Annotated in this window: 22 protein-coding genes and 1 pseudogene; 16 read left to right on the top strand and 7 right to left on the bottom strand. The window is 70.7% G+C overall.

Annotation, left to right across the window (positions count from 1 at the left end; translation table 11 throughout):
- The first annotated feature begins 4 nt into the window (after nucleotides 1–4).
- The 6 genes from HYV14_03680 (at nucleotide 5) to HYV14_03655 (ending at nucleotide 5510) form a co-directional block, all read left to right on the top strand.
- Complete coding sequence (locus tag HYV14_03680; protein MBI2385097.1) at nucleotides 5–1321, top strand: sensor domain-containing diguanylate cyclase; 1317 nt, start codon at nucleotides 5–7, stop codon at nucleotides 1319–1321.
- Nucleotides 1318–2622, top strand: a complete 1305-nt coding sequence (locus HYV14_03675) for a GGDEF domain-containing protein (protein MBI2385096.1) — start codon at nucleotides 1318–1320, stop codon at nucleotides 2620–2622. The genes HYV14_03680 and HYV14_03675 overlap by 4 nt, the downstream gene beginning before the upstream one ends.
- Before the next feature lie 9 nt (nucleotides 2623–2631).
- Entirely contained in the window at nucleotides 2632–3669 is a 1038-nt protein-coding gene (sppA, locus tag HYV14_03670; GenBank protein ID MBI2385095.1) for a signal peptide peptidase SppA, read from the top strand.
- Between the two features lies 1 nt (nucleotide 3670).
- Nucleotides 3671–4246 (top strand): hypothetical protein, encoded by a 576-nt coding sequence (locus HYV14_03665; protein ID MBI2385094.1) that lies wholly within the window; start codon nucleotides 3671–3673, stop codon nucleotides 4244–4246.
- Nucleotides 4246–4974: an NAD(P)H-hydrate epimerase gene (locus tag HYV14_03660; GenBank protein ID MBI2385093.1), complete on the top strand. Its 729-nt coding sequence runs from the start codon at nucleotides 4246–4248 to the stop codon at nucleotides 4972–4974. The genes HYV14_03665 and HYV14_03660 overlap by 1 nt, the downstream gene beginning before the upstream one ends.
- An 86-nt stretch (nucleotides 4975–5060) precedes the next feature.
- A complete protein-coding gene (locus tag HYV14_03655; GenBank protein MBI2385092.1) occupies nucleotides 5061–5510 on the top strand; it encodes a peptidylprolyl isomerase in 450 nt (149 codons plus the stop codon).
- Here the strand turns inward: HYV14_03655 and HYV14_03650 are convergent.
- Nucleotides 5507–6400, bottom strand: coding sequence for an RDD family protein (locus tag HYV14_03650; protein MBI2385091.1), 894 nt, complete (start codon nucleotides 6398–6400; stop codon nucleotides 5507–5509). The genes HYV14_03655 and HYV14_03650 overlap by 4 nt on opposite strands.
- A 43-nt stretch (nucleotides 6401–6443) precedes the next feature.
- Entirely contained in the window at nucleotides 6444–7202 is a 759-nt protein-coding gene (tilS, locus tag HYV14_03645; protein ID MBI2385090.1) for a tRNA lysidine(34) synthetase TilS, read from the bottom strand.
- A gap of 63 nt (nucleotides 7203–7265) precedes the next feature.
- On the opposite strand from tilS, the gene HYV14_03640 reads away from it, so the two are divergent.
- The 4 genes and pseudogenes from HYV14_03640 to HYV14_03625 all read left to right on the top strand — a co-directional run bounded on the left by HYV14_03640 (nucleotide 7266) and on the right by HYV14_03625 (nucleotide 10708).
- The gene (locus HYV14_03640) at nucleotides 7266–8462 is read left to right on the top strand and encodes a hypothetical protein (GenBank protein MBI2385089.1); all 1197 of its coding nucleotides are present in this window, start codon (nucleotides 7266–7268) and stop codon (nucleotides 8460–8462) included.
- Nucleotides 8463–8483: 21 nt separating this feature from the next.
- Entirely contained in the window at nucleotides 8484–9986 is a 1503-nt protein-coding gene (locus HYV14_03635) for a hypothetical protein (protein ID MBI2385088.1), read from the top strand.
- A complete protein-coding gene (locus HYV14_03630; GenBank protein ID MBI2385087.1) occupies nucleotides 9983–10192 on the top strand; it encodes a hypothetical protein in 210 nt (69 codons plus the stop codon). The genes HYV14_03635 and HYV14_03630 overlap by 4 nt, the downstream gene beginning before the upstream one ends.
- 30 nt (nucleotides 10193–10222) lie before the next feature.
- Nucleotides 10223–10708: pseudogene (locus tag HYV14_03625) on the top strand (N-acetyltransferase).
- Between the two features lie 1036 nt (nucleotides 10709–11744).
- On the opposite strand, the gene HYV14_03620 reads toward HYV14_03625, so the two are convergent.
- The gene (locus tag HYV14_03620) at nucleotides 11745–13319 is read right to left on the bottom strand and encodes a hypothetical protein (protein ID MBI2385086.1); all 1575 of its coding nucleotides are present in this window, start codon (nucleotides 13317–13319) and stop codon (nucleotides 11745–11747) included.
- Nucleotides 13320–13428: 109 nt separating this feature from the next.
- Here HYV14_03620 and HYV14_03615 point away from each other — a divergent pair, with 109 nt between their 5' ends.
- The 6 genes from HYV14_03615 to HYV14_03590 all read left to right on the top strand — a co-directional run bounded on the left by HYV14_03615 (nucleotide 13429) and on the right by HYV14_03590 (nucleotide 18129).
- Entirely contained in the window at nucleotides 13429–13944 is a 516-nt protein-coding gene (locus HYV14_03615) for a DUF2267 domain-containing protein (GenBank protein MBI2385085.1), read from the top strand.
- A gap of 70 nt (nucleotides 13945–14014) precedes the next feature.
- On the top strand, nucleotides 14015–14389 hold the full coding sequence (locus HYV14_03610; protein ID MBI2385084.1) for a response regulator: 375 nt from the start codon (nucleotides 14015–14017) through the stop codon (nucleotides 14387–14389).
- Between the two features lie 7 nt (nucleotides 14390–14396).
- The gene (locus HYV14_03605) at nucleotides 14397–15701 is read left to right on the top strand and encodes an FAD-dependent monooxygenase (protein MBI2385083.1); all 1305 of its coding nucleotides are present in this window, start codon (nucleotides 14397–14399) and stop codon (nucleotides 15699–15701) included.
- Nucleotides 15701–16018 carry a 4Fe-4S dicluster domain-containing protein gene (locus tag HYV14_03600; GenBank protein ID MBI2385082.1) on the top strand — a complete coding sequence of 106 codons (318 nt, stop codon included), beginning with the start codon at nucleotides 15701–15703 and terminating at the stop codon, nucleotides 16016–16018. The genes HYV14_03605 and HYV14_03600 overlap by 1 nt, the downstream gene beginning before the upstream one ends.
- Before the next feature lie 63 nt (nucleotides 16019–16081).
- On the top strand, nucleotides 16082–17572 hold the full coding sequence (locus HYV14_03595; GenBank protein ID MBI2385081.1) for a hypothetical protein: 1491 nt from the start codon (nucleotides 16082–16084) through the stop codon (nucleotides 17570–17572).
- Complete coding sequence (locus tag HYV14_03590; GenBank protein MBI2385080.1) at nucleotides 17569–18129, top strand: hypothetical protein; 561 nt, start codon at nucleotides 17569–17571, stop codon at nucleotides 18127–18129. Before HYV14_03595 ends, HYV14_03590 begins: the two co-directional genes overlap by 4 nt.
- 7 nt (nucleotides 18130–18136) lie before the next feature.
- Here HYV14_03590 and HYV14_03585 read toward each other — a convergent pair whose 3' ends face one another.
- Genes HYV14_03585 through greA form a run of 4 tightly spaced genes read right to left on the bottom strand, consistent with a single transcriptional unit; the run spans nucleotide 18137 to nucleotide 21250 of the window.
- Nucleotides 18137–18322 (bottom strand): hypothetical protein, encoded by a 186-nt coding sequence (locus HYV14_03585; GenBank protein MBI2385079.1) that lies wholly within the window; start codon nucleotides 18320–18322, stop codon nucleotides 18137–18139.
- Between the two features lie 2 nt (nucleotides 18323–18324).
- Entirely contained in the window at nucleotides 18325–19734 is a 1410-nt protein-coding gene (locus HYV14_03580; GenBank protein ID MBI2385078.1) for a BamA/TamA family outer membrane protein, read from the bottom strand.
- 17 nt (nucleotides 19735–19751) lie between these two features.
- Nucleotides 19752–20783 (bottom strand): tRNA epoxyqueuosine(34) reductase QueG, encoded by a 1032-nt coding sequence (gene queG / locus HYV14_03575; protein ID MBI2385077.1) that lies wholly within the window; start codon nucleotides 20781–20783, stop codon nucleotides 19752–19754.
- Nucleotides 20780–21250, bottom strand: coding sequence for a transcription elongation factor GreA (gene greA, locus HYV14_03570; GenBank protein ID MBI2385076.1), 471 nt, complete (start codon nucleotides 21248–21250; stop codon nucleotides 20780–20782). Before greA ends, queG begins: the two co-directional genes overlap by 4 nt.
- Nucleotides 21251–21258: the final 8 nt, after the last annotated feature.

The following is a 21258-nucleotide window of genomic DNA, read 5'->3' as shown; positions in this document are numbered from 1 at the left end:
TTTCATGGGCGACTCGCGTTCCAGAGCCGTGACGTTGATGGGGTCGTACGGGCTCTTCGCGGGGCTGACCTTGCTCGTCGTCGCCCGCCCCGAGCTCGGCCCTTCGGCCGTTCCGGCCTTCGGGCTTTGTTTGCTCTGGTCCGATCTGCGCCAGGACGGCGAGTCCCCGGTCGTCCTCACCTTCCTCGCCACCCTCGTCGCCGCCGTGCTGATGGTCCGCTCGGCCGAGCAGCGGCCGCTGATCGCGGCGGGCCTCGGCGGCCTGTGGCTGCTGGCCGGGGCGCAGGCCGCTCACCGGGGCCGGCAGTTCTCCGACGAGCGCGGGATCCTGCTCGAGCAGATGGGGCTGCAGGACCAGATCCGCGACGACGAACGCGACCTGAAGTACTACCGCTCCTACGAGGAGACGGTCGGCGTGGACACGCGCCTGCGCCGCGACCTGTCCGACGCGGCGAAGAGCCTGTCGGGCACCCTCGACGGGCGCGAGGTGCAGACGCGCCTGATCACCATCCTGTCCGACCGCTTCCCGGCCGCGCGCGTCTCGGTCGTCGGCGGCGCCGGCGAAGACCCGCCCCTGCTCGCCGCGCAGCGCCGCCGGGGGCCCGTCCTGATCAAGGACGCCAAGCAGGAGGCGCAGGTCGTCCCCGGCGCGCGCTTCGTCTCCGGCATCGCGATCCCGCTCAAGGTCATGCGTCAGGCCGCCGGCTTCGTCAAGCTCGAGAGCGACGCGGCGGGGGCCTTCGGCCCCGACGAGGTCCGCACCGCCGACCTGTTCGCGACGATGGCCTCCCTCTCGCTCGAGAACATCCGGCTCTACGAGAGCGTGCACCGGCAGGCGACGCACGACGCGCTGACCCAGCTGCACAGCCACCGCGCCTTCCAGCAGCGGCTCCAGGAGGAGGTCCTGCGCTCGGGCCGCTCCCAGACGCCTCTGTCCCTGATCATGCTCGACGTGGATCATTTCAAGCGCTACAACGACACGTTCGGCCATCAGGCGGGCGACCAGCTGCTGCGCACCTTGTCCGCGATCCTCTCGTCGTTCGCGAGGCCCGTGGACTTCGCCGCGCGCTACGGCGGCGAGGAGTTCGCCCTGATCCTTCCCAATTACGTGCGCTCGGAGGCCGTCTCGGTCGCCGAGCGCATCCGCCAGCGCGTCGCCGAGGAGCCCTTCGTCTTCAACGGCGCGCCGACGCGCGCCACGATGAGCCTCGGGGTGGCGGCCTTCCCGACCGACGCGACCACGGCTTCTCAGATCGTCCGCGTGGCCGACGAGCGCCTGTACAAGGCCAAGCACGGCGGGCGCAACCAGGTGGTCGGATGAGGCCGGACTGGGCGGCCGCCGCCGTCGCCGTGCTGCCCCCGCTCGCGCTGTGGGCGGCCTACCCCCGGCGTCCCGCCGCGGCCGCTTTCCTGTTCGCCGTGTCCCTCGCGGCCGGAGCCGCTCTGCTCGCGTCGGCCCTCGAGGGCGCGCGCGCCGGCGCCGCGCTGACCGCGGCGTGGGCGATCGCCGGCACGGCGTTCGCGTGGCAGCTCGCCCGGCGGCGCGAGGCCGAACGGAACTCCCTCGCCGAGCGCCTGGCGGGCGTCCGCGCCCAGCGCGCGCGCATGGCCGAGGAGCTCCGCGGCCTCAAGGCCCGCGGGCTCGACGCCGAGCTCGCGCACCGGGAGGCGTCGGCCCTGTACGGCATGGTCAAGAGCCTGTCCGAGGCGATGTCGTGGGAGGAGGCGCGGCCCCGCGTGGAAGGCGCGCTCGAGCAGTACTTCGGCCCGCGCGTCGAGTACGCGCTGTACGTCGCGGGCCTGCGCGGCGAGGGCGAGATCCGGCCCCTGGCCGTGCGCGGCCTGCGCGCCTCGCCCGGCGCCGCCTGGGCGACCCTCGAGCGCCTGCTGCAGGAGCAGGGCGCGGCCGCGGCCTCGCCGCGCGCCTTCGAGAAGCCCGAGCGCGCCGTCGGAGTGCCGATCCGAGAGGGAAACGAGATATTGGGCTACTTGTACGCGCGCGTCCCGGAAGGATCGTCCTCCGAGGCGTGGCTGGCGAAGACGCAGTCCTTCGTCTCCGAGCTCGGCGTGGCCTTCAGGCGCGTCAAGCTGTTCCAGGAGGTCGAGCGCCTCTCCGAGATCGACGGCCTCACCGGCGTGCGGCGCCGGGGCGCCTTCGACAAGAAGATCTCCGAGGAGCTCGTCCGGGCCAAGACCTTCAAGACCACCTTCGGACTGATGCTCCTCGACATCGACCATTTCAAGAGCTTGAACGACCGCTACGGCCATCCCTTCGGCGACCAGGTCTTGAAGCGTCTCGGGGCGGTCCTCAACTCGCTCGTCTACGACACCGACTTCGTGGCGCGCTACGGCGGCGAGGAGTTTGCTATCGTCCTGCCCCGGGCCGAGCCGGCCGGCGCCCTGCGCAAGGCCGAGGCGATCCGGGCGGCGATCGAGGCCGAGCTGTTCTCGGTCGGCTTCGAGGAGCTGAGGGTGACGATCTCGATCGGGGTGTCACACTTCCCGCGCGACGCGTCGACGCCCGAGGAGTTGATCGCCAGGGCCGACTCGGCTTTGTACTCGGCCAAGGCGAACGGACGCAACAGGGTCGTCGACAGCGACGCCCTGCGCCGCACGAACTAAGGAGCTTTCATGGACCCGATCCCCGAGAATCCCGGCGCGCCCCTCGAGCCGCACCAGCTCAGCCCGCGCCGGGTCAAGCGCCGCCTGATCGCCGCGCTGATCGTCCTGCACGCCGCCTCGCTGTTGGCGGCGGTCGTCCTCGTCGTGCGCGCCCGCAGCGACGCGCCGAAGGCCCGCGACGGCGGCGCGAAGAGCCTGCTGAACCTGAAGCCGAAGGACACCGTCGGCTGGGTCTCGATCCGCGGGCCGATCATGGCCTCGGAGTCGGGCAAGCCCTGGGAGCGCGGCGCCGAGCAGTGGGCGCGCCGCATCGAGCAGCTCGCCGAGACGAAGGGCGTGAAGGCCATCGTCCTCGACATCAACTCTCCCGGCGGCAGCGTCGGCGCCGTGCAGGAGATCTACATGCGCATACTCCGCGTGAAGAAGGAGAAGAAGATCCCCTTCGTGGCGCTGTTCGGCGACGTCTCCGCCTCCGGCGGCTACTACCTCGGCGCGGCCTGCGACAAGATCGTCGCGCATCCCGGGACGCTCACGGGCTCGATCGGCGTGATCTTCTCCGTCTCGAACCTGGAGGGGCTGTTCCAGAAGGTCGGCTACAAGCAGGACCCGATCAAGTCCGGCAAGCACAAGGACATCGGCTCGCCCGCGCGCCCGATGACTCCGGAAGAGCGGCAGATCCTCCAGTCCCTCATCGACGACGCCTACGGGCAGTTCGTGCAGGCCGTCGCCGACGGGCGCAAGATGACGGTCGAGCAGGTCAAGCCGCTCGCCGACGGGCGCATCTACTCCGGCAACCAGGCCAAGGAGCTCGGCCTCGTCGACGTGCTCGGCGACTCCCTCGACGCGACCAAGCTCGCGGCCGAGCTCGGCGGCATCAAGGACGAGAAGCCGAAGGTGCGCCGCGACACGGAGAAGCTCAACGACATCTTCGAGCTGCTCGAGACGCGCGCGCGCCTGACCTTCGGGCTCGGCGCCGCGGGCGTGACGGTCGACGCGGGCCGCGCGATCCCTCGCGGCCTGCTCTACGCCTGGTCCGGGGGCTGGTAGGATGGACGCCGTCGAGCTCGTCTACGACTATTTCGAGGACCGGGCGCACGCCTCGGCCCTGATCCGCCAGCGGCGCCCCGCGGCGCTGGGCCTGCTCGCCCTCCTGCTCGGCGCGGCCAGCCTGTACGTCGCGCACGCGCTCGCCGGCCGCACGAGCTTCCCGTTCGGCTGGCCCGGCCTCGCGCTGGCGCTGCTGTGGCATTCGGTCATGACCTTCACGGCGACCGCGCTGCTGCATCTCATCCTCGAGCTCGGCGGAGCGCACGGCGACGCCCGCGCCCTGTTCGTCCACCTCGGCCTGTCCGAGCTCGCGTGGCTGACGGCGGTGCCGCTCGTGCTCGTCTGCCAGTCGGCGTTCTCGAACCCCGCCTGGAGCCTGCGCCTCGTCTTCTTCTTCGTCGGGCTGTGGTCCCTGTCCTACAAGGCGCGGGGCATCCGCGACGAGTACGGCATCAGCGGCGGACGGGCGTGGCTGACCTTGGGCCTGCCCTACCTCGCGTGCGTGCTCGTCGTCCTCCTGATGGCCTTCCTCGCGACGCTCGGCTGGGTGCTCGCCGCGCTGCGCTCCTGGGGCTGATGAAGGAGCCCATTCCCGACGTCTGGGAAGGCCTGCCCGTCGTCGGCGCCGCGGCGATGCGCGAGCTCGACCTCGCCGCGACGCAGAAGCACGGCCTCAAGGCCCTCGACCTGATGGAGAACGCCGGCAGGGCCGTCGCCGCCGAGTGCGCGGCCTTCCTCGCCGAGAAGGGCCTGTCGGTCGAGCAGGCGAAGATCGTCGTCTGCTGCGGCCGCGGCGCCAACGGCGGGGACGGCCTCGTCGCGGCGCGCTATCTGGCCGAGGGGGGAGCCACGGTGGCGGCGTTCCTCTGCCCTCCCAAGAACGACGGCGCGGGGAAATACCCGGAGCTCGTCAGCGTCAACCTCGCGCGCGCCCAGGCCGCCGGCGTCACTATCACCTCCGCCGGCCCCGGCTCGGGGCTCGACAAGGCGCTGGCTTGGTGCCATCTCGTGATCGACGCTTTGCTCGGGACCGGCGCCACCGGCAAGCCCGCCGGCGCCATCCATCACATGATCCGCGAGATGACGGCCGCCAAGAAGCCGGTCGTCGCCGTCGACATCCCCTCGGGCATCCACCCCGACACCGGCTATCACAGCGGCGTGTACGTCGTCGCGGACATGACCTTGACCTTGGGCCTGCCCAAGCGCGGCCTGCTCGCTCCGCACGCGAAGGCCTCGGTCGGCGTCCTCAAGGTCCTCGACATCGGCTACCCGGCGGCTCTGCTCAAGGGCCGCGCCGCCAAGTGACGCGGCTGGCGCTCGCGGCGCTGCTGCTCGCCGCCGGCTGCAAGCCGGCCGGGCCGTTCGCGGTCCTGGAGACCTCGAAGGGCCGCATGGTCGCGCGCCTGTACCCGGACCGCGCTCCGAAGACGATCGCGCATCTGCGCGCGCTGGCCGGGCGCCCTAAGCCTTTTTACAACGGCCTGATCTTCCACCGCGTGGCGCCGGGCTTCCTGATCCAGACCGGCGATCCGATCGGGACCGGGCAGGGCGACCCGAACCTCCCGGTTCCCGACGAGATCCGTCCCGGCGACCGCTTCGACAAGCCCGGCCTGCTCGGCATGGCGAGCTGGGGGCCGGGGACTTCCCAGACCCAGTTCTTCATCACGCTCGGGCCCGCGCCCGACCTCGACGGCCTGCACACGATGTTCGGCGAGCTCGTCGAGGGCCTCGAGGTCGCGAACGCGATCGCGGCGGTGCCGCGCGAGACGAAGGACGGGATCGACCGGCCCTACGACCCGCCGGTGCTGAAGTCCTTCAAGATCGTCCTCTCCCGGCCCTAGTACTCCGGCCAGCGCTTGCCCTTCGAGTCCTGGTGCGTGCAGTCCACGAAGACCTGTCCCCAGCAGACCGCCTTCGGGTCCGCGACGTAGCCCCAGCCGCCGGTGTCCTTGAGCTTGGAGGCGTCGATCTCGGAGCCGTACTCCGTCTTGCCGGTGCAGACCTCGGCGCCGTAGAGGGTCACCGCGTCGGTCTCCGGATGGTCGGCGACCTTGGTCTTCGGCATCGACGGGACGTACTTGGGGTCGACGAGCGCGTCGAGCGTCGCGGGGTAGGAGCCCTCCGTGTCGCCGTAATAGATCGAGGCCGCGGAGCGCAGCGCGCCGAGGTTGCCCTTCGTCGCGCCCTCTCCGGACTTGACCTTCAGGGACTTGAACTTGCCGAAGCCGCCGACCGCGCCGAGCGACAAGGCGCCGATCGAGCCGATGAACATGAAGACGGCGAGCACGCCGAGGCAGGCGAACGCGGCCTTGCGCCCCGCGCCGACGCCCTCGACGTAGACGACGCGCGTGCCCGCGATGTAGTCGTGCAGGGCGCGCTTGTCCGAGAGGCCGGCGACGAAGTAGCCGATCATGACGACCATGGCGCTGAGCCATTCCGCCAGCGTGCGCCCGATCGCGCGGCCGACGCTTACGGGCCTGCCGTCGACGGTGACGACCTTGATGCCGGCCGCCATCTTGCCCGGCGTCTGGCCGCCCTGCGAGGTGAAGATGACCTTGTAGACGAAGCCGACGAGGTAGCCGAGGCCGTGGATCGGGAGGAAGAAGCACAGCCCGAGGATCAAGGTATCGACGGCGAGGGCGCCGCCGCGGACCCAGAAGCCGGCGCGCGCGGGTTCGGAGGCGGAGGGTGCGGCGGGCTGATCGGCCGGGGCGGCTTGGTTCTCTTCCATGTGTCCTTAAATAGCAGACCTGTCGGGTTTACGCAAGGCGGCGTCAGCCGCGCCCGGTCGCGGCCCGGACCTTGGCCGCGATCGCGGCCAGGCGGCCCTTGACCCCGGGCGCGCGCTTCTCGAGGAGGGGCAGGACCTCGCGACGCACCCAGTTGCGCGTGAACTTCGGGTCGGCGTTGGTCGCGTCCTCCCGCCAGTCGAGCCCATGCATGTCGAGATAGAGCCGCACCTCGGCGCGGGTCAGCGGCAGGAGGGGGCGGATCAGCTCGACGCCGGCGCGCAGCGGCCGCCGCGCCGGGATGCCGCCGAGCCCCTCCAGGCTCGTGCCGCGCAGGAGATGGAGGAGCACGGTCTCCGCCTGGTCGTCGAGCTGGTGGCCGGTGGCGACGGCGGTGAAGCGCCCGCGCCGCGCCTTCTCGCCGAGCGCGCGGTAGCGCGCCTTGCGGCCCGCCTCCTCGAGCCCGAGGCCGCGCTCGGCCGCGAGCGCCCGCACCGGCGCGTGGACGACCATGACCGGGAGGCCGAGCGTCGCGCCCAGCCTCTCGACGAAGCGGGCGTCGGCGTCGGCGGCGCGTCCGCGCAGGCCGTGATGGACGTGCACCAAAGTCACGGCCAGGCCTTTCTTGCGGGCCTGGACCGAGAGCCAATGCGCCAGGCACACCGAATCCGGGCCGCCCGACACCGCGGCCAGCACTTTCCGCCCCGGCGTCAGGAAGCGCTGCTCGGCCTCGAAGGCCACGAGCTTGGACCAGACGCGGGCGGCGAATTCCTTGCGTTTCAGGGGGGTATCTCCGACGAGCAAGATGCCTTATTCCTATTGACAAATCAAGGCCCGGGGGCTACCCTGGGGACAGAGGCCCCCCTCATGCCCTCCCCTCTGATCGCCGCGGCGTTGTTGACGGCCATGCTCTCGGCCGCGGCCCCCGCGCACGCCGGCGAAGCCCCGCCCGCGGCCTCCGACGCCGACGGCGTGTCCGCCTTCCTGCTTCGCTCGGACGCCGGCGCGCGGAGCTTCGTCTCCGACGCGGCGAACGCGGAAGCCCTCGACGCCGCGGCCCGCTCGTGGGCGGCCAAGTCCGACGCGCGCCGCGTCTCCGCGCTCGCGTCCGTCGCCCGGCCCGGCTCGAGCGGGGAATCGCGCCTGCTCCAGGCCCTGTCGAAGTGGACCGGGGCGGGGCGCATCCCCGCCGCGCGCGAGAAAGAGGCCGCGATCGCCCTCCTCGAAGACGCCGCCTCGAAGGCGGGGGCGCTCCTCTCCGATCCCCGCGTCCGTCAGGAGGTCGACGCGGCCGTCTCCGCCTCCGATCAGACCGGCGCCCCGGGCCCCGGCTCGCGGGCGGCCATCGAGCGCGCCCGCGCGCTGCGGGAGCGGGGCGTCCGCTCGGGTTCCGGCGTCTTCGGCCCCGAGCGGAACCCCGGCGCCGCCGGCGGCTCGTCCTCCGGCGCCGGCGCCCGGAGCCGGGACGGGAACGTCCGCGGCCTCTCGGGCGGAACGGCCTCGACGGGCGAGGCCAGCCCCGTCGGGACGTCGGCCGCGGCCTTCCGGCCTCCGGTGCCCGCCCGGCTCCGGCCGGCGAGCGTCGTGCCTCCTCCGACCCCCGCCGACCTGACGCCCGCCGACCGGGTGATCAACGGGGTGCTGTCGGTCGTCAACCAGGAGTCCTACTCGCGGAAGGGCACGATCAACCGCGAATCCGCCGAAGGCACGCAGGCGGCTATCTGCAAGTTCCTGATCAAGGCGAAATACGACCCCGACGAGGCTTGGGGGCAGGCGCTGGCCGCGCGCAACGCCCCCGGAGCCGACCCCGGCGACCTCGACCTGCGCAACGCGGAGCACTATCTCTACTCCTATTCGACCACCGCCAAGCCCAACGGCTGGGGCGACAGCACGCCGGTCCAACTGCTCATGGCCGTGGGCTGGACGCCGTTCAAGACCGTGACCAAGCACGTGCGCCCCACGAGCAAGCCGTCCCTCGAAGAGGCGAAGTGGGGCATCAAGGGCGCGTGGCACGGCCAGCACCCGCCCGATTGGCGCAAGACGTGCGAAGGAGCCAAGTCTTAGCCGATAAGAGTCCCGGAGACCATGATGAAACCCCTCGCCTCCGTCCTGACCGTCGCGATCGCGCTCGCGGCCGCGAGCCCCGCGAGCGCGCAGACCACGAGCTCTCCCGTGGACGCCCTCGCCAAGAGGCTCGCCGAGGACCCCGCCGCGCGCGCCGAGGCGGCCGGAAGCCTCGCGGCCTTCGTTCTCGATCCGGACTCGACCGGCAAGAGCTTCGTCGGCGCCGGCGTGAACCGCGACGCGCTGGGCGCCGTCGCGCGCGAGTGGGCCGCCAAAGAGGACGCCGGCCGCCTCGCCGCCTTGGTCTTCCTGACCGCTCCGAACTCCGCCGGCGAGGCCCGCCTTCGCACGGCGTTGACGAGCTGGACGGGCGCCTCCCAGATCAAGAAGGAGTCCGAAAAAACCTCCACGCTCGCGTTCCTCACTGACGCTTCCGAGAAGGCCTCGTTGGTCTTGGCCGACCAGGGCATCCGACGTGAGATCGAGGCTTCGATCGCGGCCGGCGACCGGACCGTCGCGATGGTTCCCGGCGCGGGCGCGGCGATCGAGCGGGCCCGCCGGCTGCGGGAGCGGCGCGGCACCGGGAACGCCGCCGTGTTCGGCCCCGATCGCGAAGTCCAGAGCCTCGAGGCCGGCGGCCCCCGGAGCGGTTCCATCGACGGATCCGCCTCCGCGGCCGGAACGGTCTCGGCCGGCGGCATGACCGGCGGCACGGCCGGCGCGCGCGGCGCTCCCGGCACGGTCGCTCCCGGGGTCCAGCTCCCCCAGTCCCAGGGCCGGCCCGACGGCATCGTCGTCCCGGCACCGGACGCGGGCGGAAGCCCCGTCGCGGCGAACGCGTCCGGCGGCCAGGCGGGGCAGGGCGGAACTCCCAACGACGGGCGCGTCGTGCCGGCCAAGCCCATGAGCGCGTGGGAGCGGGTCAAGGACTCCGTGCGGCATCCGCTGTCCGACGCCTACGGCTTCACCTTCGAGGGCTCCGAGCCCCAGCCGGTCTCCTTCCGCGATCATGCCCCGGCGCTCGCCTACGTCAAGAAGGCGAAGGCCGGCGCGTTCACGAAGGTCACGCTGTACGGCCACGGCGCGCCCGGCCTCATGACGGTCGGCGAGTGGAGCGGCGACGCGGCCGAGATCGCCTTCCGGTTCAAGGGCAAGATGGCCCGAGGTGCGACCCTCGACATCAAGGGCTGCAACACCTCGTCGATCGGCGGCGCAAGCGTCAATCCGGGCCGCGGGATCTCGGGGTTGACCCGGCGCGTCCTCTATTTCAGCGTCCCGTACCTGTCGGAGGGCCGCGACCCCGGGATGCGCGAGCAGCTCGAGAACGACTGGGATTCGGACCTGGCGCGCGACACGAGCCGAGGCCTGCCCGGCGTGAAGGTGTGCGGCCTGCGCACCTTCGGCCTCGTCGGCGACCGCATACCGCTCGTGGGCTCCCTGCTGGGACGCCGCGAGGCGACCAACAGCAGCGCGATCCTAGGCTCCAAGGCCTGCTTCATCGACGGCAAGGAGGTCGGGTCGTGAACAAGCATGTGATCTTCGCCGTGCTCGAGATCGCCGCCCTCTTCGGGACGCCTTTGGCCGCGATGGCCGGGGGCTGGGCGCTGCGCCGGCGCTACCGGGAGAAGGAGCCTCGCCTCGCGTTCCACGCGGGAACGGTGCTCCTGGGCGGCGGCCTCCTTCTCCTGCTGTGGGTGCTCGCCCTCGTCTTCATGATGCGCTACTGGTAGGCCCCGGCGGCTCATCTGCTAGACTTGGTCATGGCCGTTCTCCGCCCCGCGACCGACGCCGACCTTCCCGCGATCACCGGGATCTACAACCAGGCTGTCCTGCGCGCGACCGGCACCTTCGACACCGAGCCGAAGACCCTCGAGCAGCAGCGCGCCTGGTTCGCGGCGCACGGCGCCGGGCACCCGGTGATCGTCGCCGAGGAGGGCGGCAAGGTCGTCGGCTGGGCCTCCCTGTCGCCCTACTCCGACCGCTGCGCCTACGCCCGCACCGCCGAGGTCTCCGTGTACATCGACGAGGGCGCGCGCGGCCGCGGCCGCGGAGGCGCCCTGCTCGACGCGGTCCTCGCCGCCGGCGGGAAGGCCGGCCTCAAGCAGGTGCTCGCGCGCGTCACCGAGGGCAACGAGGCGAGCCTGCGCCTGCACGCCAAGCGCGGCTTCCTCGAGGCCGGGCGCCTGCGCCAGGTCGGGGAGAAGTTCGGCAAGGTCCTCGACGTCCATCTCCTTCAGAGGTCCCTGGCCCTGCTGCTGATCCTGGCCGCGGCGCTCCCGCTACACGCCGGCGTCGACGAGAGCATCCGCGAGTCCGTCGTGCGCCTGACGGCCGGCGACATCGCGGGCGCGCGGGCCAAGGCCGAGGAGGCCGTCGCCGCCGCTCCGCGCGACGCGCGGGCCCAGGAGCAGCTAGGCAACGTGGCCCTCGCCGGCCTCGACCCGAAGACGGCGGAGGCCGCCGCCGAGCGCGCGCTGGCCGCCGGCGAGACCGTGTCCCGCCGCGTGCTGCGGGCCAACGCCAGGCTCACGGGCGGGAACATCGAGGGCGGCCTCGCCGACGCCGAGCGGGCCGTGGCCCTGGCTCCCGGCAGCGGGCCCGCGCGCCTGTCCTTGGCCGTCGCGCTGGAGCTGCTCGGCCGCCCCAAGGCCGAGGTCGCGGCGGAGTACCGCCGCGCCACCGAGCTCGACCCGACGCAGGCGCCGGAGGTCGACGCGGCCCTGCGCCGCCTGAACCCGCCCGCCGCCGCCCCGGCGGGCGCGCGCCTGGGGCCGATCCTCGTCATCCTCGCGGTGTCCGCCCTGTTCGGCTGGATCTTCGGCAAGGCCTCGAAGGCGGGCGAGGAGGGCCCGGCCCCGGAGGAGCCCTCCGCGTCGCCGCTCCTTCCCGGGAACGGCCGTCTCTCGGCCCGCCAGGCGCTCGCGGCCGTGGACGCCGCGGCCAGGTCCGGCGCGCCCGATTCCCTCGCGCTCGCCGAGGCGCTGTACCGCCGCCTCACGGGCCGCCCCGCCTTCCCGCGCGGCACCGACCGCGCTCTGGGCCGCTACCTGCCCGCGTCCGAGTCGGCGAAGGGACTGCCCGCCGGCATCGACGCCTTCTTCGCGCGCGCCCTCGACCCCGAGCCCTCGCGCCGCTTCGCCACCTCCGCCGAGCTCGTCGGCGCCTTCCGCTCCCTCGTCGACCCTCCCGTATTGTAACGGTGCCAGGCCTCCCATTATCCCATTACTCCCATCGATCCATACTCATGGAGTAATGGGATAATGGGAGGCCTGGCACCGCTTCCTAACGCGGGGGGAAGGGGCGGGGGTAGGAGGGGACGGTCTGCCACTTCGAGCGGTCGAGCGGCGCGCGCAGGAAGTAGTCCACGACGCCGCCGACGGGTTCGCGGCCGAACTTGCGGCTCGAGGGGATCTGGGGCAGGCGCACGAACAGCACCGCGAGCAGGTCCTCGCGGATCTCGTTCTCGAGCGGGGAATATTCGCGGCCTGACGGCTCGGCGCCGAACGCGCCGGCCAAAGTCAGCAGGTCGCCGCCGACGGCGCTGAAGGACGCGCGGGGGAAGCTGCGCGTCGGCTCCTCGCGCAGGGAGCGGTAGATCTGCTCGCCGGCCTCCTTGTCCTTCAACCCCACGGCTTTGGAGATCATCTTGGCGACGAGAGTCGGCGTCTTTCCCGTCTCGGGGAACTTCCAGCCCTGCTCGCGGACCGGGTCGGAGATCAGCGCCGTGCAGTTCTTGCTCGTCTTGTCGTACTTGAGCTCCTGCGAGTAGTACTTCGCGTACTGCGCCGTGAAGGCCTCCTGGAACTTCGCCGGGACGCGCGCGTCCTTCATGACCATGACGAGCACGTAGGACGGCCGGTACCAGCTCTGGCCGCTGTTCAGGTCGGTCATGTACTTGTCCATCGGCACCATGCTCGCCACGATCCCCTTCTCGCTGACGGTGTTCATGTCGTAGAAATTGTCGAAGATCCAGTCGGCCATGCTCCCGCCGGGCCCGTAGCGGCCGGTGAAGAGGCTCGAGTGTCCCGCGAGGGCCTCGTCGTCGTCGCCCTGCGCGCCGTTGAGCATGAAGCCCATGACGGGCAGCCCTTCCCAGGCGCGGCCCGCGCCGGGACGCTCCCAGAGGAGCAAGGTCTGGAAACCCTTCTTGGCGCCGCCCTTGTCCGCGGAGACGAGCGCGTCGACGTCCGCCGCGTTCTTGACGTCGGCTTCCTTCAGGCTCGCGGCGTCGATGCGGTAGTCCTCGGGCCAGATCGTGCGCGCGACGAGGACCTTCACGCCGTCCTTCTCGATCAGCTCGCCGCGCACGCGCACGGTGCGGCCGCGCAGGTAGGCGAGGCTCGACGCGTCATAATAGGAGCGGTTCGACTCGATCTTGTCCGTGAGCGCGAACGGCACGACCGTGCCGTCCCGCAGCCGCGCGGTGAGCCCGTCGGCCGACAAGGTCACGCCCTCGTGCATCTCGCGCGAGCCGAGCCAGACCAGCCCCGCGGGCCCGGTCTTGGGGAAGGCCAGCTCGTCGTCCAGGAAGTACCACTTACCCTCGACCGGGCCGTTGCAGGCGGCGCAGCGGCCGGTGCCGAGGTCGAAGTCCGCCTCGGGGTACAATCCCAGGAAGCCGCTGGTGAGGCGGCGTACGGACTCCGCCGGGGCCGAGGTCGCAGCGGGGGCCTCCGCGGCGACGGGAACGAACACGGGGCGCGGAAGGACCGGGGCGGCCTGACGCCAGCTTCCCGCGACGGGCGCGGCGACGCCGGCTCCGAACAGTCGCGAGCCGTCGAAGACCGCGTCGGGGGCCGCGGACGCGCCGACGGCCAGGGAGAGGATCAGCGCGACGAGCCCGGTCATCATCTTCACCCGGTTATTATAGCCCAACCTCGCCCCGGTTCATCCTAAAGTTACCTTTCCTCCATGGCATCCCGTCGCTCCCGGGGGTATCTTGTATCCAGGGGCGGAGGGGGCTACCATGAGACGACACACGCCGGACGCGTTCGACACCGCCGTGCAGAAGGGGAACATCTGGCTCAAGGACATCGAGACGGCCGGGAAGATGCGCAGCCGCTTCCAGGCGTATGCCGCGTTGCGCTCGGTGCTGCACGCCCTGCGCGACTGCCTGCCTCCCGCCGAGGCGGTCAAGTTCTCGGCGCAGATGCCGCTGATGATCAAGGGCGTTTTCTTCGACGGCTGGAAGGTGACTCCGAAGCCTCGGCGCATGAGCCGCGCCGAGTTCTACGACCGCATCCGCGGCGGTCTCAAGGAAGCGACGGGGGTGGAGCCCGCGACGGCGCTGAAAGCCGTTCTCTTCACGCTCAACTGCCACATCAGCCCGAAGGTGCTCGACACGATCGAGCCCGTGCTTCCCCGCGAGGTCCATGCCGCCGTGCACGCCGCGTTCACGGAGGCCAGCGCGGAAGAATCCGGCCTGGCGGTCGCCGCCAACGACATCCAGGCGCCGGAGCTCGGCGGGCCGTTCGGCGAGTAGTCCGGCCCGACAGCGCTCGCCATCGAGGCCACCCATGGACTTCCTTCGCACGAATTGATAAATTCGGCCCATGGCCAAAAAAGTCCTCGTTATCGACGATGAACCCGAGATGCTCGCGCTCGTGAAGTACACGCTCGAGCACGGCGGCTTCGAGGTGCACACCTGCGACAACGGGCGGCACGCCTGGGACGAGATCGCCAAGGTCAAGCCCGACGTCCTCGTCCTCGACGTCATGCTGCCCGGCATCGACGGCTACTCGCTGCAGCTCAAGATCGCGGCCGAGCCCACGACGAAGGACCTCCCCATCGTCGTCCTCACGGCGCTCGAGCCCTCGAAGACCCTTTTCCAGAAGTTCCCGCAGGTCGTCGGCTTCATGACCAAGCCTTTCAAGACGGAAGAGCTCCTGAAGACGGTCCAGGACGCCTCCGCGAAAGTCGCGGGGTGAGGATCACATGGCCGAAGAACCCGCTTATGACGCGATCGTCGTAGGAGCCGGACCGGCGGGTCTTTCCGCGGCCATCGTGATGGCCCGCGCGGGCCTGAAGGTCGTCGTCCTCGAGCGCGGCGAGTACCCCGGCGCCAAGAACGTGCAGGGCGCGGTGCTGTACTCGAAGATGCTGCACGAGATCGTCCCCGAGTTCTGGAAGGCCGCCGACGCCCCCGTCGAGCGCCCGATCGTCGAGCAGAAGACTTGCATCACGACCGACGACTCCTTCGTCACGGTCGGCTACCGTTCCAAGAAGTTCCTCGAGGGCATCCCGAACTGCTACACGAGCATCCGCACGCACTTCGACCAGTGGTACGCGAAGAAGGCCGAGGAGGCCGGCGCCGAGGTGTTCTGCGGCGTCATGGTCGTCGGCGTCGTCAAGGACGCCTCCGGCAAGATCGCCGGCATCAAGACCTCCGACGGCGACGAGCTCACCGCCAACGTGGTCATCGCCTGCGACGGCGTCAACTCGATCATCGCGCAGAAGGCGGGCTTCATCGACGAGCTCAAGTCCTCGGAAGTCGCGCTCGGCGCCAAGGAAGTCATCGCTTTGCCCTCCTCCGTCATCGAGGACCGCTTCCAGCTCAACCCCGGCGAAGGGGCCACGATGGAGATGTTCGGCTCGGTGTCGCTGGGCATGCTCGGCTACGCGTTCCTGTACACGAACAAGGAGTCGCTCGCGCTCGGCGTCGGCTGCAAGCTGTCCGACTACCAGCGCACGGGCCTGCGGCCCTCCGACCACCTCGAGCACGTCAAGGCGCACCCGCTGGTCAAGAAGCTGATCTCCGGCGGCAAGCTGCTCGAGTACTCCGCGCACCTCATACCCGAGGGCGGCTACAAGTCGATGCCCCCGCTCGCCGCCGACGGCTTCCTCGTCGCGGGCGACGCGGCGCAGATGACGAACCCCGCCTATCGCGAGGGCTCCAACCTCGCGATGACCGCCGGCAAGCTCGCGGCCGAGACCGTCATCGAGGCCAAGAAGAAGGGCGACTACACGAAGGCGACGTTGTCGGCGTACGTGGACAAGCTCAAGGCGTCGTACGTCCTTCCCGACATGGAGGACGTCCAGGACCTCGAGGAGCACGTCGAGAACTCCCCGGGCTTCCTCGAGTTCTACCCGAAGCTCGCCTGCGAGCTGGCCCAGCTGCGCTTCTCGGCCGACGGCGTGCCCAAGCGCACGCACCTGAAGACGGCGCTCGGGATGATCCGCGAGCGCGGCTTCGTGCGCGTCGCGAAGGACCTGTTCCCTCTGCGGAAGGTGGCGATCTGATGGACATCAAGGATATCAAGGTGGAGACGGGCGTCGAGGCGAAGCTCGGCACGCTCGAGTGGAAGAAGCAGCCCGAGGCGAACATCCTCCTGAAGAACTCCGGCGCGGACGCGCCGTGCGTGACGAAGTGCAAGGACAAGCCCTGCACGACCGTCTGCCCCGCCAAGGTCTACGAGTGGGAGTCCTCCCACAACAAGGTCATCGTCAACTACGAGAACTGCATCGAGTGCGGCGCCTGCCGCATGCTCTGCCCGTTCGACAACATCACCTGCGAGTGGCCCGGCGGCGGCCAGGGCGTCAAGTACAAGTACGGCTGACGCCCGCTTAGCCCTGGCATAACCGTCGACGGGGGGTTATACTGCCCCTGAGGCGACCCCCTCATGCCCCGAGGCCTCAAAACCGCCTTTTTCGTCCTGTTCCTGGCCGCCGCCGTCCGGGCGAGCGCCGGTCCCGACGACCCGTTCGACGCCCGGGTCCCGGGCGCCCTTCAGCCGGGGCAGCGGGAATTCCTCCTCGCCCTCGACCAGGGGCGCTACGCGCTCAAGGACGGCCGCCTCGTCGATTCCCGTCCCGCCGATCCCGCGCGGCCCGTGCTCACGAACGCCCGGGTCGCCGAGCTACTGGCGGGTCCGTCCGGCGGGACGATCCCCGGCGGCTCGTCCCCGAGCGCGGCCGGCGACGCGGCCTATCAGCGCGCGCTTTCGCGCGTTCCCAAAGGCGCTCCCGCTCGGATGGATTTCGACGGCGGAGCCGCGCGCTCCGGCGACATCCGCGGGCCTCCCTCCGGCGGGGCGGCGTCCGGCGCGGCGGCCGATCCGGCCGTCCTTCAAACCCGGCTTCTCGCGCGTCTCGTGTTCAAGGGAACGAAGCCCGAGCGCGAGGCGCTCGGCGAGGCGGTCGGTCTGATCCTGAAGTCGAAGACGGGGCGGGAGCTCGCGGCGGAGTTCGTGAGGGAGCGCGCCGCCGCCGAGGTGACGATGGACGACCTCGACCACAACTCGGGGGAGACCGACACCGCCCTGGATCCGCCGAAGGTCACGCTCAGCCGCGAGTACCTCGCCCAGGATCCCGATCACACGCGCGTCGCGATGGCGGGCACCTTGGCGCACGAGCTGTTCGGCCACGCGTTCGAGATCCAGCGCAGCAAGAGGGCGGGCTTCCCCGAGGTCGCGCACGACCACTACCGGGGCGACGAGCTCGGCTCGCGGTTGATCGACTGGCTGGTGCAGACCGAGCTGGCGGGCAAGGTCGTCGACGGCTCCCCGAAGGATTTCCTGGACGACCCCGAGGGCTATTATCGCGAGCTCCTGACGCGCGATCCCTACTATATCCTCACCTTCAGCCCGAAGGAGATGAAGAACCCGGTGACGACTTTGCGCGGACGCGGGAAGCTGATCGACGCCGACGCGGCCAAGACCGAGGCGGAGATCAAGGAGAACGAGACCTGGCGGCCGGTCGTCGCGCACTTCATCAAGGTCCACCGCGTCGCCAAGGAGCGCCTGGCCCCGGCCGAGAAGAAGCTCGACGATTATCTCAAGTGGGCCAAGGGGCACCAGGAGAAGCTCGCCGCGAGCAGCAAGGCCCTCGAGGAGCAGATCAAGGAATGGTCGTCGCCGGCCGGCGCGAAGGAGAAGAAGGAGCTGATCGCCGCGGCCGGCTCGCCGTACCTCGGGGCGCTCGAGGCCCGGTTGACCGCCCGCGCCCGCGCGCTGAGGCGCCTGCGCGCCGGGCGGGGCCCCGCCGGGATCGTCGAGCTGCCGCCTCTCGTCATCACGGCGCCCAAGCCGGGAGGCGGGCCGCCGATCGACATGGAGGAGCTGGGCCGCCTATACGCGGAAGACCTGGAGAAGAACCCGAGGCACTGGAAATGAACCGAACGATCCGGACGGCGGCGTTGATCCTGATGACGGCGGCCGGACCGGCCGCGGGGGGGACCGTGAAGACGAAGACGCCGGCTCAGACGGTCGCCGCGGCGCTGAGCTTCACGCCGCCCAAAGGCTGGACCCCGGTCGAGTACGCCAACGCCGGCGGCGCCGATCCCGTGGTCCGGTACGAGAATCTGGCCGACGCCGTGCAGGTCCGCCTGTTCGGCGCGCCCGGATCGGATTACCCGACGCCGGCGGATTTCCTGGCCGGCCCTGCGGCGTCCGAGCAGGGCGCCGCTCCCGCCGCGGGCGGCACGGCGCTCGTCGCGGGGAAGAAGCTCGCGCTCCATCGCCGCCGCTTCCCGATCGAGCCGGCCGACCCGCACCGGCCGTCGCCGGGCAAGTCGATCATGGGGACCGAGACGTTCTGCGTGCTGCCGCTCAAGGACGGGCGCTTCGCCGTCCTCGCCTACCGGCGCGCCAGCCCGATCCCCGACCTCCAGCGGAAGGGCGAGAAGGCCTGGGAGGCCTTCCTCAAGTCGGTCCGCCCCAAGGCCAAGTGACGCGCGGCTAGTGGTTGCCGTGGTGGCCGGTGTGGTTGCTGTGGCCGGCTTTCTTCCGCTTGCGCGCGTGGTGCTGATGGCGGAGCATCAGGAAGCAGACGCCGGCGATCGCGGCGAAGACCAGGACGAGCAGGACGGCGGTCATGACCGGGTGCGACTGCTTGACCATCATCGGGACCGTGATCGGGTTCATGCTCAGAAGGAGTAGTTGATGTCCATGAAGACCGCCAAGCCGTCGCGGCCCACGCCGAAGTCGATGGAGCCGACGACCTGCGGCTTGGCGACCGCTCGGACCGCGGCGCCGACGACGGGGCGGGCGTAGCGGGCGGCGGCGCGGCCGGGGTTGTCGAACGCCTCGCCCATGCCGATGAAGGGGGCGAGCTGGAGCTCGGTCGTCACGCCGGCGGTCTTCGCCTCGTAGACCTTGAAGCGCTGCTCGACGTTGACCGCGGCCATGCCGCGGTCGATGTAGCGGCCGTCTCCGTAGGCGCGAAGGCTGTACTTGCCTCCGAGGCGGGACTGGACCCAGAACGGGGCGGGCGGTCCCAGCAGCTGCTCGTACTTGGCCTGGATCGCGAAGACCTTCTCCTTGTCCGACTCCCAGGGCCGGAACCAGCGGGCGTCGAGGCCGTAGCGGCTGTAATCGTACTGGCTCTCGAAGCCCCGGATCGCGTACTCGGCGAACGACTTGACCAGGACGCCGCGGCCCGTCGTGACGCCGTGGTCGCGGGTGTCGTAATCGAGGCTGAAGCGGTTCTCGTTGATCTGCTGATAGCGGCGGGAGAGCTGGCCGGGGAAGGAGAGGGCGAAATCGGGCAGGTTCGGCAGCGAGCCCTCGGTGAAGCGTCCGGACTGGTAGTGCTTGGAGTAGCGGACGCGCCAAGGGGAGCCGTTAGCGAGGGGCACGCCGCCGCCGATCCTGTACTGCGTGTATTCCTCGCGGTAGTTCGACTCGGCCGTCTTGGAGGAGTCGGGGCCGAAGCCGAAGAAGCGCTGGCCCGCGTCCACGTTGTACTGCAGGCGGGCGTAGATGTCGAAATCGGTGCCGAGGAAGCTGCCGTCCTCGTATTCCCCGAGGGCCTCGCGCTCGAATCTCGAGTAGGAGGCGCGCGCGATGAACGTCGCGTCCTCCTGGGGGTAATAGTAGAAGCGGTAGGTCGGGATGACCTGGAAGTTCTTGTTGTAGGTCAGCGAGGGGGCGTGGATCTGCTGGATGCGGTCGTCGGTCTCCCCCTGCAGGACCCAGATCGGCATGACGCCGATCGTGACGCCGCGGTTGGGGTCCGTGTCCATGATGGGCAGGCGGATGAACATGCCCCGGCGCAGGGGCTTGATCATCCAGCGGACGATCCGGGGCGTCTCGTCCTGCTTGGGGGCCTGCTGGACGGCGACGGGGAAGTCCCGTCCGGGGATGGGGGCCTGGGACTGCTCGTCGCCGGGGGTCTCTTTGAAGGAGCGCGGGTCGACGACCTTCGTGGGCTTCTTGACCCGCGGCTTCTTCGAAGGCTTCCGGGCGATCCGCTGGGCGGGACGCGCGTCCGCCGCGCTCGCGACGAACGGGGCGCAGGCCAGCAGCAGCGCGAGGCTCGAGACTCGGAGGATCACCGCGCGGATTTTATCATTTACGCCGCTCCGGACAAACGCGCCAGGCTCCAGCGCGCCTGCTCGGCGAGCACGGGATCGGGCCCGGCCGCGTGCTCCTCGAGGATCGGTCGGTAGCGCTCGAGGCGGGAATTGCCCATCGCCAGCAGCGCGTTGCGCGTCAGGCGCTTGCGCACCGCCCGGACGACGGGCAGGCCCTTCAGGCGGGCGCGCAGGCCCGCCGAGGCGGGCCCGGCGAGCTCCTCCAGCGGGAGCTCGGTCGCGATCTTCGCCGGGGGCAGCGCGCGCGCCGGCTTCTCGAAGCGGTTCCAGGGGCAGACCTCCTGGCAGACGTCGCAGCCGTACACCCAGTCGCCGATGCCCTCGCGGAACGGCTCGGGGATCGCGCCTTTGGCCTCGATCGTGAAATAGGCGATGCATCTGGATGCATCCAGCACGCGCGCTTTCGGGAAGGCGTCCGTGGGGCAGGCCTCGAGGCATTTCGTGCAGGTGCCGCAGCGGTCGGTTCCGGGGGAGTCGGACGGGAGGTCGACGTTCATCGCCAGTCCGGCGATGAGGAAGTAGGAGCCGATGTCGGCGCCGAGCAGCAAGGTGTTCTTGCCCTGCCAGCCGAGCCCCGCCGCGGCCGCGTAGGACCGCTCGAGGATGGGGCTCATGTCGCAGAACGCGACGCCGCGGGCGCCGGGGACCGCCGCGGAGAGCCAGTCCCGGACCTCGTTCATGCGCCCGCGCAGGACCTCGTGGTAGTCCTTGCGCGCGGCGTAGCGCGCGAGGCGGCCGTGGCCTTCCCTCGGGGCGGGGCGGGAGCCGGGCTCGCCGTAGGAGAAGCCGCACATGAGGACGGACTTCGCGTCCTTCATCCACGCGCGGATGTCGCGGCGCGAGTCCGCGTTGCGCGCCATGTAGTCCATCTCGCCGTGCATGCCGGCGGCGAGCCAGGCGTCGTAGGCGGGGCCGTCGCCGGAGGCGGCCGCGGCGGCGATCCCGGCGAGGTCCGCGCCGGCCGCGCGCGCGCGCCTCTTGAGCTCGGCCGCGAGTTCCGCGGGGCTCAGGGGGTGCGGGTGACCTTGAGGATTTTGAACGTGCGCGGGCCGTTGGGGAGCTGGATCTCGACCGTCTCCTTGGACTTCCTCCCGAGCAGGCCGGCGCCGAGGGGCGACTGGACGGAGATCCTGCCTTCGTTCGGGTCGGACTCGTCCTCGCCGACGAAGGCGTACTCGACCTTGTCCCCGTCGGAGTCCTCGAGCTCCACGGTCGTGCCGATCGCGACGGTGTCCTTGGGGATGTCCATCTCCTCGATGATCTTGGCGCTCTGGAGCTTGTCCTGGATCTGGCCGATGCGGCCCATGACCTCGCCCATCTTCTCCTTGGCGGAGTGGTACTCGGCGTTCTCCTTGAGGTCGCCCTTCTCGCGGGCCTCGCCGATGTCGAGCGAGAGCTGGGTCTTCTGCTTCATGAGCGCCTTGAGGTCTTCCTGAAGCTTGCGATGTCCGGCGCGGGTCAAATAGGTTTCGGCCATATCGTCTC

It is taken from the genome of Elusimicrobiota bacterium (assembly GCA_016182905.1).
GTDB lineage: Bacteria > Elusimicrobiota > Elusimicrobia > UBA1565 > UBA9628 > GWA2-66-18.
Note: the sequence above shows the minus strand (reverse complement) of the source record. Positions and strands in the feature narration are given on the sequence as shown.

Excerpts from the sequence above, each read along its gene's own strand:
- HYV14_03655 (MBI2385092.1), top strand. The coding sequence starts at position 5,061 with ATGGTCGCGCGCCTGTACCCGGACCGCGCTCCGAAGACGATCGCGCAT.
- HYV14_03590 (MBI2385080.1), top strand. The coding sequence starts at position 17,569 with ATGAACCGAACGATCCGGACGGCGGCGTTGATCCTGATGACGGCGGCC.
- HYV14_03605 (MBI2385083.1), top strand. The coding sequence starts at position 14,397 with ATGGCCGAAGAACCCGCTTATGACGCGATCGTCGTAGGAGCCGGACCG.
- HYV14_03585 (MBI2385079.1), bottom strand. The coding sequence starts at position 18,322 with ATGAACCCGATCACGGTCCCGATGATGGTCAAGCAGTCGCACCCGGTC.
- HYV14_03615 (MBI2385085.1), top strand. The coding sequence starts at position 13,429 with ATGAGACGACACACGCCGGACGCGTTCGACACCGCCGTGCAGAAGGGG.
- HYV14_03600 (MBI2385082.1), top strand. The coding sequence starts at position 15,701 with ATGGACATCAAGGATATCAAGGTGGAGACGGGCGTCGAGGCGAAGCTC.
- HYV14_03675 (MBI2385096.1), top strand. The coding sequence starts at position 1,318 with ATGAGGCCGGACTGGGCGGCCGCCGCCGTCGCCGTGCTGCCCCCGCTC.
- HYV14_03610 (MBI2385084.1), top strand. The coding sequence starts at position 14,015 with ATGGCCAAAAAAGTCCTCGTTATCGACGATGAACCCGAGATGCTCGCG.
- greA (MBI2385076.1), bottom strand. The coding sequence starts at position 21,250 with ATGGCCGAAACCTATTTGACCCGCGCCGGACATCGCAAGCTTCAGGAA.
- HYV14_03650 (MBI2385091.1), bottom strand. The coding sequence starts at position 6,400 with ATGGAAGAGAACCAAGCCGCCCCGGCCGATCAGCCCGCCGCACCCTCC.
- HYV14_03635 (MBI2385088.1), top strand. The coding sequence starts at position 8,484 with ATGATGAAACCCCTCGCCTCCGTCCTGACCGTCGCGATCGCGCTCGCG.
- HYV14_03665 (MBI2385094.1), top strand. The coding sequence starts at position 3,671 with ATGGACGCCGTCGAGCTCGTCTACGACTATTTCGAGGACCGGGCGCAC.
- sppA (MBI2385095.1), top strand. The coding sequence starts at position 2,632 with ATGGACCCGATCCCCGAGAATCCCGGCGCGCCCCTCGAGCCGCACCAG.
- HYV14_03595 (MBI2385081.1), top strand. The coding sequence starts at position 16,082 with ATGCCCCGAGGCCTCAAAACCGCCTTTTTCGTCCTGTTCCTGGCCGCC.
- HYV14_03680 (MBI2385097.1), top strand. The coding sequence starts at position 5 with ATGGGCGACTCGCGTTCCAGAGCCGTGACGTTGATGGGGTCGTACGGG.
- HYV14_03660 (MBI2385093.1), top strand. The coding sequence starts at position 4,246 with ATGAAGGAGCCCATTCCCGACGTCTGGGAAGGCCTGCCCGTCGTCGGC.
- HYV14_03640 (MBI2385089.1), top strand. The coding sequence starts at position 7,266 with ATGCCCTCCCCTCTGATCGCCGCGGCGTTGTTGACGGCCATGCTCTCG.